This is a genomic window from Legionellales bacterium (assembly GCA_026125385.1).
Lineage (GTDB): Bacteria > Pseudomonadota > Gammaproteobacteria > JAHCLG01 > JAHCLG01 > JAHCLG01.
The window spans coordinates 1-16,106 of record JAHCLG010000008.1 but is presented as its reverse complement, the minus strand read 5'-3'; the positions used below and the strand labels follow the sequence as shown (position 1 = coordinate 16,106).

Here is a 16,106-nt window from a genome sequence, read left to right as displayed (position 1 = left end):
AAACAATAATGTGGTGAGATGATGCGGATATAATTCCGCAAAACATTCCCACTCAAGCTCAGTTCGCGGGCGATAGGGGAATTCCGTTTTTTCGGTGGTTGGGCGGATCAAAAATGCATAGGTGACTAACGCACGTGAGCTTAAACCCAGGGTATCGAGTAAATTAAGTATGGGCACAGATTCCACTTGCTGGAATGTCTGTAAATAATGTCGCAAATTGACGAGATCGAACGTAACTGGAAAATGACGAATGGCCAACGCAGGATGAATATTTTGAATTAATTCAGCAAATCGTTTATAAAGTTGCTCTGGAGGAATGTCGTTAGATGGGTTAAATAATTCCGATACTTCATACCAAAAATCATCATAATAAATTGTTTGTAGCGTACTGGAAGGATGCGAGGGCATTATTATTGTTATCCTGTTGTTTTAAGTCGGATTTTTTATTTTCAATATATTTAAAGTGTAGCCAAGATTGCGCACGATGTCAATTTTTAGGGGCGGGCGGAGATGATTTGCAGCCATAAAATAATAACAAGAGAATAATAGAAGTAATGCTGGTATATAACGTTAATTCCCAGTAAGAATTTAAACTCAGGTGGGTGGTAATTAACAGTAGGCCTGCGGCAAAACTCATTCGTGACATCGTAATAATAGTGGCTGCTTTGGATAATTTAAGGAGAGCAAGATAATAAAATAGCGAACTCATCATACCGGCTGCCAACGCAAAAAGTGACATAATCAGGGTGATAGAACTTACTGTGGGATCTTTTAATAAGGCGAATGCCGATAATAATAACGTCGTGAAAAATGCAATTAATACGATGGTAAATAATAAGGGATAAGGTGAAAAGCGTTGACGAAGGAACTGCATGAGCCGGGTGCCAAGATAATAACTTGCTAATGGAAAGAATGCGAGCCAAGCATAGATTTGATACGGTAGTTGCAATTGTTTTACGTACCACTCCGGCATGGCGATAAGATAGGCGAGCACATAACCATGCAGTAATCCATCAATTAAACCATATTGCCATACTAATTGAGTTGGTAATAAATTTCCCGAGTTTGGGATAACGCTATTAAGAGTAACCTCTGGTTTTAGATAAAAAATAATTAACAAATAGAAAAATGCTAATAAAATAAAACCAGCAAAGAGGGGACGCCAATCGAGATAAATAAAAATATAACCGGATAATACGGTGCCTAAAAATAAAGAAAATAATACGGCTAGTAAGGAAAAATGATTGATAAAGCGGAAGATAGTTTGCTGAATAATAAACGTACTGTTAAAGGTCACCACACTTCCTAAACTCGCGCCTAAGATTACATTGCCAAGCAGAAAGACACTATAATGATGGGCAAACATCGCTATACTGGCACCTACGATAGCGAGAAGAATGGCATTGCGCAGAGGTGTTTTAATCGTGCAACCTTGCCATGCTCGCGGCCAATAGATTAACGAGACGATAAACCCTAAAAAGTTAGCGCTCACAGCCAAAGGCAAAAAATAAAAGGGCACGTTAAAAAAATAACTTAAATACGGTAAAGCTACCCAGGGGAGTGCTAAACCCATTCCTGTTAAAAATACAAATAGAATACTTAAAATGGCGGCTTGCTTGGCATTATTCATGGGGTAATCATCCTGATCTAAGACTTTTATTGTATACCGATCATGCTTGAAAAGGCGATACTTTAAAAAATAAAATCGAGTGATGCTCTAATCAGCGGGGAAATAGCGCTCGTTTCTTCATTTATGCCAGAATAATCCTCCGCAAAAATCGTTAAACCCTGATGATTGCTCGAGCTATACTCTTCACACTTGAATTTTAGGCTTTGTTGTCGAGCTAAAGCTGCTCAGTCATGTATTCAGTATACACTCCTTCGCATCTTTAACTCGACGCCTCGCCTAAAATCCAATTGTTTTGAGTATATCAACGAAGGTTAGGTGACAGCAGTCTTTTTAAGCCAGAACAAATATCGTTTTATTTAGCACAAATAATTTGGCTTAAATCGGCAGTGATTAAACGAAACTGTTCTCGTAGCCATTGATGTCCTAAATCATCGTTGCTGCGTTTATGCCACACCAAATGGAATCCGATGGGGGCTAAATCAAATGGCAATTCCTTAATAACAATGTCATAGTATTTGCGATATTCACACGCCACACTTTTAATGACGGTGCCAATTAACAAGGGATCATTAGCAATAATTTTAAATAGAGGACCAATATACGGCATGCTCATTTTAATATTGCGTTGATGACAGTATTTCGCGAGTTCTTGTTCAATGATGGTAGTAATCCGCGGATCATCTGCAGTCACCGCGATATGTTGATAGGCTAAATAATCTTCCAGGCTTACGTGGCGTTTTTGGGCTAATGGATGTTTAGGATGTACCACGAATACGACAGAATCATGGAATAATAACTCTTCCTCAACCTGATTAGATGCCGTAATTAATTTTCCTAAACCCATATCGTATTCGCCTTGTTCAAATGGCTCCGCGTGGCCTAAATAATACGCAGTCGATAATTTTAAATGAATGTTGGGCGCGATATCTTTTAAATGAGCTAATAATTTTGGTGATAAGAGTGTCGCCATATAATCTGAAATACTAATTTTAAATATCCGTGTCGAATTTTCTGGTGAAAAAGTTTGGCCATTCGCAATTAAATTATGTAATTCTTGTAAAACTTGATGTAACTTGGGTTGTAACTCTTTGGCATATTGAGTTAACACCATTTGATTTTTTTCCCGCCGGAGTAATTCATTTTTAAAAAGTTCACGCAGTTGTTGTAAGTTATTGCTCATAGCGGCTTGGGTAATAAATAATTTTTTTGCTGCAACAGTTACATTTTTTTCAGCTAATAATATATCGAGTGCGATTAGTAAATTTAAATTAATTCGGTATAAGTTCATTTAGGTTCCTTTGAGGAAAAAAACGGTTTATGAGGTTTATGATGGTCCAAGCAAAATATTATTATCACTTATTTGCATTAGAGCAAGTCTGGATCACAGTGTAGCGGAGATCCAGGATCCGAGAAATTTAAAAACGTCGATCCTGCATCGCAGCTTTGCTCCGATCCAGACTACTCTGCGCTCGATTAAGCCTAATTTATCTTACATTCCTATTAAAGCTGGTTGTGATTGGGTACAAAATATGCTATTTTGTAAGCTAATTGACCTAAAATTATAATAACGAGACGAAAATATTATGTACAGCGAAAATCATCTATACAGCAGACCACTTCAAAAACAAGAACTACCATTATCATTACACGATCAAGAGGTTATTAATAAATCACGAGCAGAAATACAACAATTCGCAGCAACACAACAAAAACGTGAAAAAGATAGCCAAGCTATAAAACAAGCTTACGATGCATTATTGCAAGCCGCGCCGCATGATTTAGTCGTAGCTGAAAAGAGCCCATTACCCCATGATAATGATGTGGAAAATTGGATCCAACGTTTCGATACCTTACAAGAAAAATGCCAAACATGGCTTTTGGGGATCGAACCCGATATACAATCACATTGTTACCGCATTAATGCTATTCAACAGTTATGGACTATTGTTAAAAATCAAAATCCCAATAATTCAGAACAGGCCTGTGAAAACTATGCAAACAATTTGATTGAGTATGTAACGCTTAAGCAATATTTCCATCCCTTTGCTAGTATGCAAGTGAGAAATGAAGAAGATGATGGTCAACCGCTTATACATTTGATCGGCCGAACGATTACGTTAGACGAATTGAGTGATGAAGCACAACAGTATTTGAAAAAACTACAAGAAAAGCGCGAAGCTTTGCTTAAGAAGGAAACTTATCAACCCGATCCTAATACTTATGCAGGTCATGTGGGAATTAGGGCTAGTACGGTAAATAGATCAGAGATGGCGCAGGCAAGCAATCAAGCACCATGCAGGTTAGCATCCAGTAGTACGTCAGCTTATGACCACAACAATTCTAGCGGTAGTGTTTCTACTCGGCGTACAACAAACACTTCACAAGGTTTTTTCTCAAAAAATGCAGCAAATAAAGTGGGAACGCCAAGTTTTGTTCACGCCACAGCTTTTAACCAAGTAATTAATTTAGTACAGTATGGGACTCCATCAAAGTCATCGCCAACAGCAGATTCAAACTCTAACTCATTACAACCACCACAGAGTTCAAGTACTCGGAAAAAGCGTAAAAATCAAAATAAAAAAACACAGACGGAAAGCTGTGCGCAAACAGCGGGGAGATGTTTAACGACAGCGCTTGAGGCTGGGGCTAATTCTCCAACAATTCAGCGTGCGATCAAAGGGATATTGGTATTAGCGTGCCTTGTAGCCTGCGGTATGCTGCTGATAAACTCGCCGTCTTCTGACAGTAATAGTGTCATATACACAGGCCCGAAACCCATTTAATTACCCCTAAAGTTTTTGAAAACGCATCCGATAATTTAATTGAGCATAACGTTACTAGGGATTTTGGTGACGCAACACTACGGAAAATTCTGTAGGGGGAGTAACCTTAGTGTCATGCTAGGGAACAGCATTATCCTTGGGAAAGACTTCGGCGTTGTGCGACTGTTTATGTTACCCGTAAGTGAATTACTGGGTTGTCTTTGGCAACCCAGGTTTTTTTTAATTTCTGCAAAACCGTGTTGAACATTGATATACATACGTGTATAATTATTGTATACATTAGTTTTCAGAGAACAAGGTTGGTTTTCTAATTGTTCAACCCAATCTACACGAGTACAAGTCATTGAGGGCACTCATTATGTTAAATAAAAATTCTGTTCCTATTAACATTCGAGCCAAAGTGTATCAACGTGATTTAATTGATCAAGCCGCAGAACGAGAAGGACGTAGTCGTTCTGAGTTTATGTTAGATGCTGCCTGTCAGCGCGCCGAAGATGTTTTACTCGACCAAGCTTTTTTTATGGTAAATGCAGAACAATTCGCAAAACTGCAGGCATTGCTTGATCAACCTCTTCCTGCTACCGATAAATTAAAACGCTTACTCAACACTCAGGCGCCTTGGGATAAAAAGAAATAATGTGCGAGCTTGATTTATTAGCGCCCATCCCAATTACTTTTGAACATATCGTAGACGAATTTAGGTGTGGCGAACCATCACTCGACGAATGGTTGAAAAAGCGTGCGTTAAAGAATCACATGACTGGTGCATCACGCTGCTTTGTATTATGTCAGGGAAAAAAGGTCGTTGGTTATTATAGTTTATCAACGGGTGCTTTATGCAGAGAAGTTGCACCGAAAGCTCTACAACGCAATATGCCTGATCCATTGCCTATCTTATTATTAGGAAGATTAGCGATTGATCAACAATTTCATAATATGGGATTAGGTAGCGCATTATTACGCGATGCGTTAATTCGTACAGTAACCGTCGCCAGTAATACCGGTGTTTTTGCTATTTTAGTTCATGCATTATCCGCTCCTGCTCGGCAATTTTATCTTTCTCGCGGGTTTGTAGAATCTCCCATCCAACCCATGACACTCATGATAACGTTGGCAACAATACGATCTATTTTAAGTTAAACTCATTTAATTTTTCATCATACTACGACAGCGCAGCCTTAGCCTGGAACTTCGCTGCGCTACGGATCCAGGATCAGAGCACGAAAACCCACATTGAGCTACCCCACCTCATAAAAAATTTATTTTATTCTATATAAAAAACAATAAATTAGAGTCTTTCTAAGCAAATTATAGTTGGTAGCATCGTGTAATCGTGCTTCTCCTGAACGTAATAAACCGGAAAATTCTAACTGATTCATGGGCTCTATTTTTAGTTGCCCAGCTTTTACTAAGTTATCTAAGTCTGGCAAGCTCATCCTCATTTCCTATTAGAAAAATTTTTGGTTGCTTTGTGATTTGTATTAAAAAATTATTATTTGCTCGATATTTTCGTGTCCATTCGGTTTCTGAATAAAAAGTTGGGTGTATGGAGCGACCTAATTTTATTTGTATTTCTTCAAGTAGTTTAAATAAATCGGCGTAAGTTAGGTTATTACCTATCAACATCAAATCCACATCACTGGTAGCAGTGTCTTGTTGTTTGGCAATAGAACCATAGATAAAAGCGATTTGTATCTGTGAAGCAATAGGGATCAGGGCTTGTCGTAACACATCAGCTAATCCAAATGTTTTTAATACAATACCACGTAATTCTGCAAACAAGGGTGACGAACAATTAGCTGTATAATGCTTTTGATTACCAATAGCGTGCGTCGTTATTATTCCAGCAGCAGCTAATTTCTCAAGCTCTCTCTGAACGGCCCCAGTTCCTGAGAAGGTTAACCGGATAATTTCATTGGTATGAAAACTACGATCAGGCTGACCATAAAGTAAGGCCAATACGCGTTGCCGTACTTTAGAGAATAGGACATTTGAAAGGTTAGAGTCTATTGTTCCCATAATTGGTATTATAATACCCATTATTGGTATGATCAAGGGGCGCATCTTGAAGTGCGTTGGGTATATACCCAACGCACTTTAAGATGCGGCTGAAGCCAAAATCTAGGGTTAGAAATTTTCACTGATTGTCGAAGTGAGTTATCCTAATAAGCACCTATTTTTCCTCTTTTTTTTGCGAAAGCTTAGCGAACGCACTTATTACCTAACGCCTGCGACTTAATCTCCGACTCCCCGCATCTTCATTGGCGAGCGGTATAGTAGTAAGCAGTTGATTGGATTAAGAGAAGCAAAATCCACCAATTAACCTATTCAGCAAGTTGGGTTTCGCGATTGCTCAACCCAACCTACTTGTGCTCTTTGATGTGCTGTTTACGTTACTGAAGTGTTCAGGAGTTTTTAAAACGGAATATCGTCATCAAAGCCGGTGACTGGGGCGCTGGAAGAGGCTTCTGGCATTTGCGAATAATCCTCTTGCGTAGGTGGAGCACTGAAATTATTTTGTTGTTGCTTATTACTACCTGCTCCGCGCGAATCCAACATTTGCATTTCGCTACCAATAATTTCTGTGGTATAGCGATCGACGCCATTTTTATCTTGCCATTTGCGTGTGCGCAGACTGCCTTCGATATACAGTTTAGAACCTTTATGCAAATATTCTTTCACAATTTCTGCAAGACGATTGAAAAAAACCACGCGATGCCATTCGGTGCGTTCTTGCAATTCGCCATTTTTATCTTTCCAGGCATCGGACGTTGCAATGCTCACGGTGGCAACAGGGCTGCCGTTGGGCATGTAACGCACTTCGGGATCGTTGCCTAAATTACCAATTAAAATAACTTTATTAATACCTCTAGCCATGTGAGTGTCTCCTATTAAGATCCAATAATACTAAACGTTGTGTTCATTGACTGCAAACCGATGCAATGCATTTTTATCGACAATTTGATTATCGACTTTCAAATAAGCAATGCCATCTTCAACCAAAACCACGGCTTCTGCAACACCCGGCAACGCTAAAAAAGCACGCGTTAATTCCTGTGCTTGTGCGGGATTTATGGGGCCGACATTAATTAAATGGGTGCCATAGTGAGGCGGTTTTTGCATGCTGATGGCAAACAACCACCACAGCAAACACAATAAACTACCAAACGCAAACACGCCGTTTTGTTGAAAATGACTATATAAAAAGCCTCCACAAACGCCACCGATAAAAATACCCAAAAATTGTGAACTGGAATAAATTCCCATTGCCGTACCTTTATGAGTGCTGGGAGCAATTTTAGAAATTAAAGAGGGTAATAGCGCTTCGAGCAATGTAAACCCAGTGAAATAAACAAATAAACACAGTGCAGTGCCAAGCGCAGAAGTTTGCAAGCTCAATAATCCTGCTTGCGCAAACAATAAGACTAAAATGGCACTGGTAAAAATGGGTTTAATTTTTCGTTTTTTTTCCGCGATAATGATAAACGGTAGCATGGTAAAAAACGCGAGGATTAATACGGGTAAATAAATAATCCATTGATCATGGGCATGAATATTAGCAATGTGTTGCAGGGTAACGGGGACAACTAAAAACAGTGCCGTTAAACTGGCATGTAACGAAAAAATGCCTAAATTTAAACGTAATAATTCAGGATTTTTTAAAGTAGTTAAGATTTGCGAGGGCATCGCCTCAGTATCGCGATGAAAGACTGATTTTTTTGGATTTGGGACTTGTAAAAATAAGACTAAAATGCCCAATAGAGAAAAAATAGCGGTTAACCAAAAAATACCTGGCACGCCAATCCATGCGTTTAAAATAGGACCCGCAATAAAGGCGAGGGAAAATGCTAAACCAATGGTCATGCCCACCGTTGCCATGGCTTTAGTGCGATTTTCTTCGCTGGTTAAATCGGCCACCAACGCTAAAGTCGTAGAACCAATCGCGCCGGCACCTTGCAAGGCGCGGCCAATGATGATCCCGTGAATGGAATGCGCTAATGCCGCAACGATACTACCGCTGGCGAACAACACTAAACCGAATGCAATAATGGGTTTACGCCCGAAGCGATCGGATAACGCGCCGAAGGGAATTTGCAATAACGCTTGCGTTAACCCATAAACACCTAAGGCAATGCCGACTAAAAACAAAGTAGTGCCAGGCAAATGCGTTTTTACATAGATGGAAAACACGGGCAAAATGAGGAATAATCCTAACATGCGCAGCGCGAAAATACTGGCTAAACTGAACGTGGCTTTACGTTCTTGCGGATTCATTGATATTTATTTTCCTGGTGAATTCAACAGAGGTCGCCATTCTAACAGATGCTGCCAAGGCATGAAACTGATTAGAATGGGTATAACTCCTAGGAATGAGGTCGTTATAGCGAATGAGGTTGTTACCGCTTCTTTAGAGCCTGTTCAAAGTCTCCAATCTTGGTCATAAACTGCCGATTTTCTGTGCTCCGGTGCTCATTTACTGACGTGTAAACTGCGCTCCGGTGCTCAAAAATCGACACTTTCTGACTCAAGCTTGGAGACTTTGAACAGGCTCTTAGATCACGATAAAAGTTTTCGTGAACGCCTAATGCCAATAGTAACCGTTCCTTAGGATCCCACTCACAAGCCAGTAGAGTTTCTTGGTGATGGATTTTAAACTTATAAACATACACACCAGCTAAATCACCTTTTTTTTCTTCGCCTACGTTTGGGTTCTTGATAATCTCATGGATGGCTTCATTAACGCTTATTTTTTCCTGTGGATGGAGCTTTTTATAAGCTTTTTTTAAAGGCGGGCATTTGTTTTATCGTTATGTTAGTCACTTTTTTCCTCAAAATCAAAAGGTTCAGCGAGTGAACGATCAGTGTTTTTTGAGATTAAAAGATCTTTTATAAATTCCGTTGGTAAGTCTGGATTATCCAGTGCGCATTTTCCTATTTTCGCCCAAAACTCGATTTGATTGGGAATAGAACGGCATTCCGCATGTGCTATCTTTTTAGCGTCGTCATAAATGGTTTTACTAATTCGTATTGGAATACCCATTTCATCACCTACAAAAGTTTCTCGTTGCGACATTTGTAGTATGGTGAAAGGGTTTCAATATTGCAACTTGAATCTAGCCCAGATATTTCATCAGCGAGCGGTGACGTTGTTGCCAATGAGTTTCGTGAAGCAGTTCAAGAAATAGTTAATGCAAGAATCGCCGCATTACCGGCGGAGCAACATTAACAGAATTTATTTTAACCCGTTGAGGTGGTGGGTCGAGGTGTATGATTCGTACTATCCATTTCAACTTCCATATTCTGATCCTGGCCAGTTGCTGTGTTGGTACTGCCTTTACGTTTCAGGCAACAAGCCACAAGAGCCAGCACCACCACCGCAGCACCACCTCCAGCACTCAGTCCAATCACTAATCTCGGATCACTCGATGATGAATTCACGGCTTCAGGTGGATTATCAGAGGTGGTGTTGGTTGGAGACGTTGAGTTCGTCGCATTGGGTTTAGCAGGCACAAATACTTGAACACTTTTCGCAGACCCACAATTAGGTGTTATCGTAATATTGCGATAGGTCGTATCGTTCGACGCACGAGATAAAGCAAAGCGTCCATCAAAATCTCGTGGATTACCCCGAAAAATAGTGTGATTATCTACGGTAACGTTGATATTAGCACTATTGGTGGTAATCGGTAACGTAAACTGTAATACACCCGTGTTAGGATTAAACTGTTGCTCCTGAATTGGGGCTAAGGTTAGAGAGGGTTGCTTAATGGTAACGTCCGTATTAATTTCGGTGAGTTGGCGGTCATTGAGCATCAAAGCGGCTTGAATGTTTTTTACACTAACACTTTGTGGGCATTCGGGGGTTGTGGTTAAGTCCCTGGCTGCTGTAACACTCAGGCGCTGTGTCGTGTTATTATCAACACTAACACTCCCAAAAGCGGCAAAATTGTCGGGAATAATCCTAATATGAGAGAATACTTGATTCGGCTGATTGCCTAAATAATGTTGATTAGCGATTAATTCACCACCCACAATGTTGATAATTTGGGTATTATTATTTTCAACTGTTGTACCATCCGTTTTACAAATGGCTTTTCCATTCAAGTTAAACTCAAATGTGCCAGCTCGCCGTAAGGGACCAAAAAGAGTTATATCAAGACCCGATACTTCATCAGGAAATGGTACTAGGGGTGGCTTTTCGAGAAACGATAAGTCGCCAGGTAATCGACGCGGAGTAAAAAAATCACTAAAAAAACGGCTATCATTTGGAATGGTCAGCGGAGGAGATAATGTCATGCGGCAGATTAAATAAGGCTGAGTGCTAAAATAGGATTCTATGCTACTATCTCCAAAAAAGGGAAAAAGTCTATCACCTGCGATATAATAATTGTTAAGATAGCATTCCATGTGAATTTTGTCGGGTGAGCAATCGCTTTGTAATTGATAATTATCCTTATCAGAGTGTTCCCCGCGCAAACTAATTTTACTCCCCGCAATACCGCGAAATTGTAATAGCAGAGCAGCAGCGCCGGCTAACAATTTCCCCCAAGAAATTCCAGAATTTTTTTGTGGGTGAACCTCAGTCGTCGCGTCTAACATTTCCTGAACGCGTTCACCATATTTTGAATGATCTTGATAAGGAAGTAATAACTTATTTAATTGACTAGTGGATAATTTAAACGTCCGACGATAAAACTCCACTAACTGATCAAGCTCGCTAATCGTATTGCTTTTTTTCACATCAGCAGCAAAGGCCTTTTTTAATTGGCTATTAGTGATTGTATTTAAGATAAATTGGTAATAGTTTTGATAAATATCTACGTGTTTGGTTTGTGAACCTAAAAGATAAATTTTGTATAAACCCATTTTACCTTGCTGATACTCTTCTGGGATGGGACTGATATCACTAAAATAATTTTTATACTGTTGTTGATAAGGCATTAATAACGTATTTAATTGGCTAGGGGATAAATTCAATGTTTGTTGATAAAACTCAACGAGCTGATTAAAGCCAGCAAGATTATTAATTTTTTCCATATCAGCAGCAAACGCTGTGGTTAACAGGATATCGTCTATCTTGGATACTAATAATTCATAGTATTTTTGATAAATATTTTTGTGACGAGTTTTTAAACCTTTTTGTAAAAAAATATTAATTTCATATAACCCAATTTTACCCTGATGAAATTCCGCCATCACTGGACTGATATTACGAAAATAAACGTTACATTCCCTAAGCGCTTTATTCAATACAGCCCGAGGTGGCTTGCGTTGTGGATTATAGTTACCTTCATTCTCATACCAGGTCAAAATATGATGTCTGAAAACGTCTAAAGCAAATTCAATTTGATCGTCAGAATAATGCAATTGATTTTTTAGACGTGCTTCAATTTCACGTTGAAATCGCTGCCAAACTTCAATGGGGTCAAATTCAGATGATTCCACCGAAGAGGGAGAAAAAAACGATACAAAATTATTTATTTGACTGCGAACAGTAGATAGGGCAGTGTTTATTCTTGAGAACATGCTACGAAAACTCTCTTCATATTATTATTATTTTCAAATAAGCCAGCAATTATAAAGAAAAAATATTAAGGATTTATTACAGAGTCATCGATTCCCGCCAGGGTGAGTGGTTTATCCTTTTCACAATAACTCTTCGACATCTTCGCTTGCTGCTATATGCCTTACATATCCAATTCGTTATAATACGCCCATCCTAACAGCCAATTGAGTATTGCCATGGATCACATCCACATTAAAGGCGCGCGCACCCACAATTTAAAAAATATTGAGTTGACCATTCCTCGCGATAAACTCATTGTTATCACCGGCTTATCGGGTTCGGGAAAATCCTCGTTAGCTTTTGATACGCTCTATGCTGAAGGGCAACGCCGCTATGTCGAATCCTTATCCGCCTATGCGCGGCAGTTTTTATCGATGATGGAAAAACCGGATGTGGATTATATTGAAGGCTTGTCACCTGCCATTTCCATCGAACAAAAATCGACATCGCATAATCCTCGTTCGACCGTTGGAACCATCACCGAAATTCACGATTATTTACGCTTATTATTCGCACGCGTCGGGCAACCGCATTGCCCTCAACATGGCATTGCTCTCAATGCGCAAACCATCAGTCAAATGGTCGATCACATTTTATCGTTGCCACTTGACACTAAAATTATGATTTTGGCACCGGTGGTGCAAGGACGTAAAGGCGAACATATTCAGCTCATGAATGAATTACGCAGCCAAGGATTTGTGCGCGCTCGCATTGATGGCACACTCTATGAATTAGATCAGGTGCCAAATTTAGATTTACGCCGCAAACACGATATTGACGTGATTGTCGATCGCGTCAAAGTACGCGACGATTTACAATTACGTTTGGCAGAATCCTTAGAAACCGCTTTAAATTTAGCAGATGGTCTCGCTAAAGTAGGATTTATGGAAAATGAGCAAGCCGATATTATTTTTTCCAGTAAATTTGCTTGTCCCCATTGCGGTTATTCGTTAGCGGAATTAGAGCCACGATTATTTTCGTTTAATAATCCGGTCGGTGCTTGCGCCACCTGCGATGGCTTAGGCGTGCAACAAGAATTCGATCCCAAACGCATTGCGCGCGAACCTAATGCCAGTTTAGCAGAAGGTGCTGTGCGCGGTTGGGATAAACGTAATCCCTATTATTTTCAAATGCTGCAATCCCTAGCAACGCATTATAAATTCGATTTAGAAAAACCCTACATAAAATTACCGAAAAAAATTCAAGACATTATTTTATACGGTAGCGGCGAAGAAATTATTAATTTTAAATATGAAAATGATCGTGGCGATAGTTATCGTCGTAAACACACCTTTGAAGGCGTTATTCCCAATATGCAACGCCGTTATCGCGAAACGGAATCTAACATGGTGCGTGAAGAATTAGCAAAATATTTAACGACGCATGCTTGTCAAGATTGCCAAGGCACACGCTTACGCGAATCGGCGCGTCATGTTTTAATTGAAGGCTATAATTTACCGGCGATTTGCGCGCTGCCCGTGGGGCAATGCCACGATTATTTTTTCAATTTAACGTTAAGTGGCCACCGCGGTAAGATTGCTCAACGCATTATTAAAGAAATCAATGAACGTTTAAAATTTTTAGTCAATGTCGGTTTAGATTATTTAACCCTCGATCGCAGCGCCGATACTTTATCGGGGGGCGAAGCACAACGCATCCGTTTAGCCAGCCAAATTGGTTCAGGATTAGTGGGCGTGATGTATATTCTCGATGAACCTTCGATTGGATTGCATCAACGCGATAATGAACGTTTATTAAAAACATTAACGCATTTGCGTGATATTGGTAATACCGTGTTAGTGGTAGAGCACGATGAAGATGCCATTTTAACCGCAGATTATGTGATTGATATTGGCCCAGGTGCCGGTGTGCACGGAGGAGAAATTGTTGCCGAAGGCACGCCTGCGATGATCATGAAAAATAAAAAATCATTAACCGGACAATATTTATCGCAGCAACGCCAAATTCAAATTCCTAAACAACGCACACCGTTCAATAAAAATAAATTATTAGAATTAACCGGCGCACGCTGCAATAATTTAAAATCGGTTAATTTAACCATTCCACTCGGATTATTTGTGTGTGTTACCGGCGTTTCTGGTTCAGGAAAATCGAGTTTAATTAACGATACGTTATATCCGTTAGTCGCCACCGAATTAAATGGCGCCAGCACGTTAGAGATTGGCCCTTACGATGCTATTAATGGATTGAAACATTTAGATAAAGTAGTCGATATCGATCAAAGCCCCATTGGTCGCACACCCCGCTCCAATGCGGCCACCTATACAGGAATGTTTACCCCAATTCGTGAATTATTTGCCGGCACACAAGAAGCGCGCTCGCGCGGATATAAACTCGGACGATTTAGTTTTAATGTTAAAGGCGGGCGTTGCGAAGCGTGTCAAGGCGATGGCGTATTGCGAGTTGAAATGCATTTTATGGCGGATATGTATGTGCCTTGCGATATTTGTCAGGGTAAACGCTATAATCGTGAAACCTTAGAAATTCGCTATAAAGGAAAAAATATTCACGACGTGTTACAACTCACCGTAGAAGAAGCGCGGCAATTTTTTGATGCCATCCCTGCTATTGCACGCAAATGCCAAACATTAATCGATGTGGGACTGGCTTATATTCGTTTAGGACAATCAGCAACCACATTATCAGGGGGTGAAGCGCAACGGGTAAAATTAGCCAAAGAATTATCGCGACGCGATACCGGAAATACGTTATATATTTTAGACGAACCCACAACCGGTTTGCATTTTTACGATGTCGAACAATTATTAAAAGTGTTGCATGATTTACGTGATAATGGCAATACTGTGGTGGTGATTGAACATAATTTAGATGTGATTAAAACCGCCGATTGGATTATCGATTTAGGCCCAGAAGGCGGCAATAAAGGCGGAGAAATTATGGTGACGGGAACACCAGAACAGGTGGCGCGGCATAAAACTTCCTATACCGCTCATTTTTTAAAAAAAATATTAACCCCCAAAAAATCACCAGAATTAGCAAGCCTGGATTGAATGTAGCCTGGAACGGAGCGCAGCGAAGATCCAGGAACCAGAGTTTTTTAAAACTTCGATCCTGGATCGCAGCTAAGCTCCGTTCCAGGCTACGGCAAACTTAATAAAAGGTTACATGGTATGGAAACAATAATCCCATTTCAAACACCCTGGTGGTTACGTGGCAAACATTTGCAAACCTTATGGCCTGCATTAACCGCACACAAATTTACTCTCACTGCCGAGCGCGAACGCCTCGAATTACCCGATGGTGATTTTTTAGATTTAGATTGGGTGGGAAATCCTTCACAACCGATAATTTTAATGTTGCATGGATTATGTGGTTCTTCGCAATCCTCTTATATTACCCGCTTATGTGAATTAATAGTCGCAAATAATCTCTGTGGAGTGGTCATGCATTTTCGCGGTTGTAGCGGACAACCGAATCGGTTAGCTCGTTGTTATCATGCCGGTGATACACCCGATTTACAATACGTGGTCGATCACATTCAACAACGTTTTCCTAGTCAATTAAAATTTGCCGTAGGCTTTTCTTTAGGTGGAAATTTATTATTAAAATGGTTAGGCGAAATTCAACCTAATTTTTTGCAAGCCGCCATCGCCATTTCCGTGCCGTATAATTTAGCGTTAACCGCTGATTATGTGAATCAAGGCAGCAGTCGATTTTATCAATGGCATTTATTGCGCGAATTAAAAAATAATTTATACAAAAAATTCAGTATTATTGACAGCCCGATTGACTTAGAAATCATTCAAAAAGCCAGTAATTTTTGGCAATACGACGATTGGGTGACAGCACCCTTACACGGATTTACTGATGTTCATGATTACTATCAACAATCCAGCTCAATTTTTTATTTAGACGCGATTAAAATTCCCACCCTATTAATTCATGCCCAAAACGATCCGTTAATTCCACTAGCCGCATTACCCAATCCACAGACCTTACCAAAACACATACAATTAATATTAACCAAAGACGGCGGTCACGTCGGTTTTTGCGCCAAAGACTCCCGTTTTTGGATGGGACAAAAAATTTTGAATTACTGCAAACAATTTTTATAAAAATTTTAGCCGTAGCCTGGAAAGGAGCC

12 protein-coding genes and 1 pseudogene are annotated in these 16,106 nt (G+C 39.9%); 5 read left to right on the top strand and 8 right to left on the bottom strand.

Annotation, left to right across the window (positions count from 1 at the left end):
* Positions 1-487 precede the first annotated feature (487 nt).
* Positions 488-1,630: a hypothetical protein gene (locus KIT27_04465; GenBank protein MCW5588898.1), complete on the bottom strand. Its 1,143-nt coding sequence runs from the start codon at positions 1,628-1,630 to the stop codon at positions 488-490.
* 352 nt (positions 1,631-1,982) lie between these two features.
* Positions 1,983-2,918, bottom strand: a complete 936-nt coding sequence (locus tag KIT27_04460) for a LysR family transcriptional regulator (protein MCW5588897.1) — start codon at positions 2,916-2,918, stop codon at positions 1,983-1,985.
* A 295-nt stretch (positions 2,919-3,213) separates the two neighbouring features.
* Between KIT27_04460 and KIT27_04455 the strand changes: the two genes are divergently transcribed.
* From KIT27_04455 to KIT27_04445, 3 genes are all read left to right on the top strand, one after another.
* On the top strand, positions 3,214-4,413 hold the full coding sequence (locus KIT27_04455; protein MCW5588896.1) for a hypothetical protein: 1,200 nt from the start codon (positions 3,214-3,216) through the stop codon (positions 4,411-4,413).
* 358 nt (positions 4,414-4,771) lie between these two features.
* On the top strand, positions 4,772-5,050 hold the full coding sequence (locus tag KIT27_04450; GenBank protein MCW5588895.1) for a DUF1778 domain-containing protein: 279 nt from the start codon (positions 4,772-4,774) through the stop codon (positions 5,048-5,050).
* A complete protein-coding gene (locus tag KIT27_04445; GenBank protein ID MCW5588894.1) occupies positions 5,050-5,553 on the top strand; it encodes a GNAT family N-acetyltransferase in 504 nt (167 codons plus the stop codon). The genes KIT27_04450 and KIT27_04445 overlap by 1 nt, the downstream gene beginning before the upstream one ends.
* Before the next feature lie 273 nt (positions 5,554-5,826).
* Here the strand turns inward: KIT27_04445 and KIT27_04440 are convergent, their stop codons facing one another.
* The 6 genes and pseudogenes from KIT27_04440 to KIT27_04415 form a co-directional block, all read right to left on the bottom strand.
* Entirely contained in the window at positions 5,827-6,468 is a 642-nt protein-coding gene (locus KIT27_04440; protein ID MCW5588893.1) for a hypothetical protein, read from the bottom strand.
* Positions 6,469-6,828: 360 nt separating this feature from the next.
* On the bottom strand, positions 6,829-7,290 hold the full coding sequence (gene ssb / locus KIT27_04435; GenBank protein MCW5588892.1) for a single-stranded DNA-binding protein: 462 nt from the start codon (positions 7,288-7,290) through the stop codon (positions 6,829-6,831).
* Positions 7,291-7,320: 30 nt separating this feature from the next.
* Positions 7,321-8,688 (bottom strand): MFS transporter, encoded by a 1,368-nt coding sequence (locus KIT27_04430; GenBank protein MCW5588891.1) that lies wholly within the window; start codon positions 8,686-8,688, stop codon positions 7,321-7,323.
* A 122-nt stretch (positions 8,689-8,810) separates the two neighbouring features.
* A pseudogene (locus tag KIT27_04425) lies at positions 8,811-9,234 on the bottom strand (type II toxin-antitoxin system RelE/ParE family toxin).
* Positions 9,227-9,454 carry a ParD-like family protein gene (locus KIT27_04420; protein ID MCW5588890.1) on the bottom strand — a complete coding sequence of 76 codons (228 nt, stop codon included), beginning with the start codon at positions 9,452-9,454 and terminating at the stop codon, positions 9,227-9,229. Before KIT27_04420 ends, KIT27_04425 begins: the two are co-directional and overlap by 8 nt.
* Before the next feature lie 197 nt (positions 9,455-9,651).
* Positions 9,652-11,940 (bottom strand): hypothetical protein, encoded by a 2,289-nt coding sequence (locus KIT27_04415; protein ID MCW5588889.1) that lies wholly within the window; start codon positions 11,938-11,940, stop codon positions 9,652-9,654.
* A 216-nt stretch (positions 11,941-12,156) separates the two neighbouring features.
* On the opposite strand from KIT27_04415, the gene uvrA reads away from it, so the two are divergent.
* Both uvrA and KIT27_04405 read left to right on the top strand, forming a co-directional pair.
* Positions 12,157-15,012 carry an excinuclease ABC subunit UvrA gene (gene uvrA / locus KIT27_04410; protein MCW5588888.1) on the top strand — a complete coding sequence of 952 codons (2,856 nt, stop codon included), beginning with the start codon at positions 12,157-12,159 and terminating at the stop codon, positions 15,010-15,012.
* 120 nt (positions 15,013-15,132) lie between these two features.
* A complete protein-coding gene (locus KIT27_04405; protein ID MCW5588887.1) occupies positions 15,133-16,077 on the top strand; it encodes a hydrolase in 945 nt (314 codons plus the stop codon).
* Positions 16,078-16,106: the final 29 nt, after the last annotated feature.

Excerpts from the sequence above, each read along its gene's own strand:
- KIT27_04455 (MCW5588896.1), top strand. The coding sequence starts at position 3,214 with ATGTACAGCGAAAATCATCTATACAGCAGACCACTTCAAAAACAAGAA.
- KIT27_04450 (MCW5588895.1), top strand. The coding sequence starts at position 4,772 with ATGTTAAATAAAAATTCTGTTCCTATTAACATTCGAGCCAAAGTGTAT.
- KIT27_04460 (MCW5588897.1), bottom strand. The coding sequence starts at position 2,918 with ATGAACTTATACCGAATTAATTTAAATTTACTAATCGCACTCGATATA.
- KIT27_04405 (MCW5588887.1), top strand. The coding sequence starts at position 15,133 with ATGGAAACAATAATCCCATTTCAAACACCCTGGTGGTTACGTGGCAAA.
- KIT27_04415 (MCW5588889.1), bottom strand. The coding sequence starts at position 11,940 with ATGTTCTCAAGAATAAACACTGCCCTATCTACTGTTCGCAGTCAAATA.
- KIT27_04420 (MCW5588890.1), bottom strand. The coding sequence starts at position 9,454 with ATGGGTATTCCAATACGAATTAGTAAAACCATTTATGACGACGCTAAA.
- KIT27_04430 (MCW5588891.1), bottom strand. The coding sequence starts at position 8,688 with ATGAATCCGCAAGAACGTAAAGCCACGTTCAGTTTAGCCAGTATTTTC.
- KIT27_04445 (MCW5588894.1), top strand. The coding sequence starts at position 5,050 with ATGTGCGAGCTTGATTTATTAGCGCCCATCCCAATTACTTTTGAACAT.
- KIT27_04465 (MCW5588898.1), bottom strand. The coding sequence starts at position 1,630 with ATGAATAATGCCAAGCAAGCCGCCATTTTAAGTATTCTATTTGTATTT.
- uvrA (MCW5588888.1), top strand. The coding sequence starts at position 12,157 with ATGGATCACATCCACATTAAAGGCGCGCGCACCCACAATTTAAAAAAT.
- ssb (MCW5588892.1), bottom strand. The coding sequence starts at position 7,290 with ATGGCTAGAGGTATTAATAAAGTTATTTTAATTGGTAATTTAGGCAAC.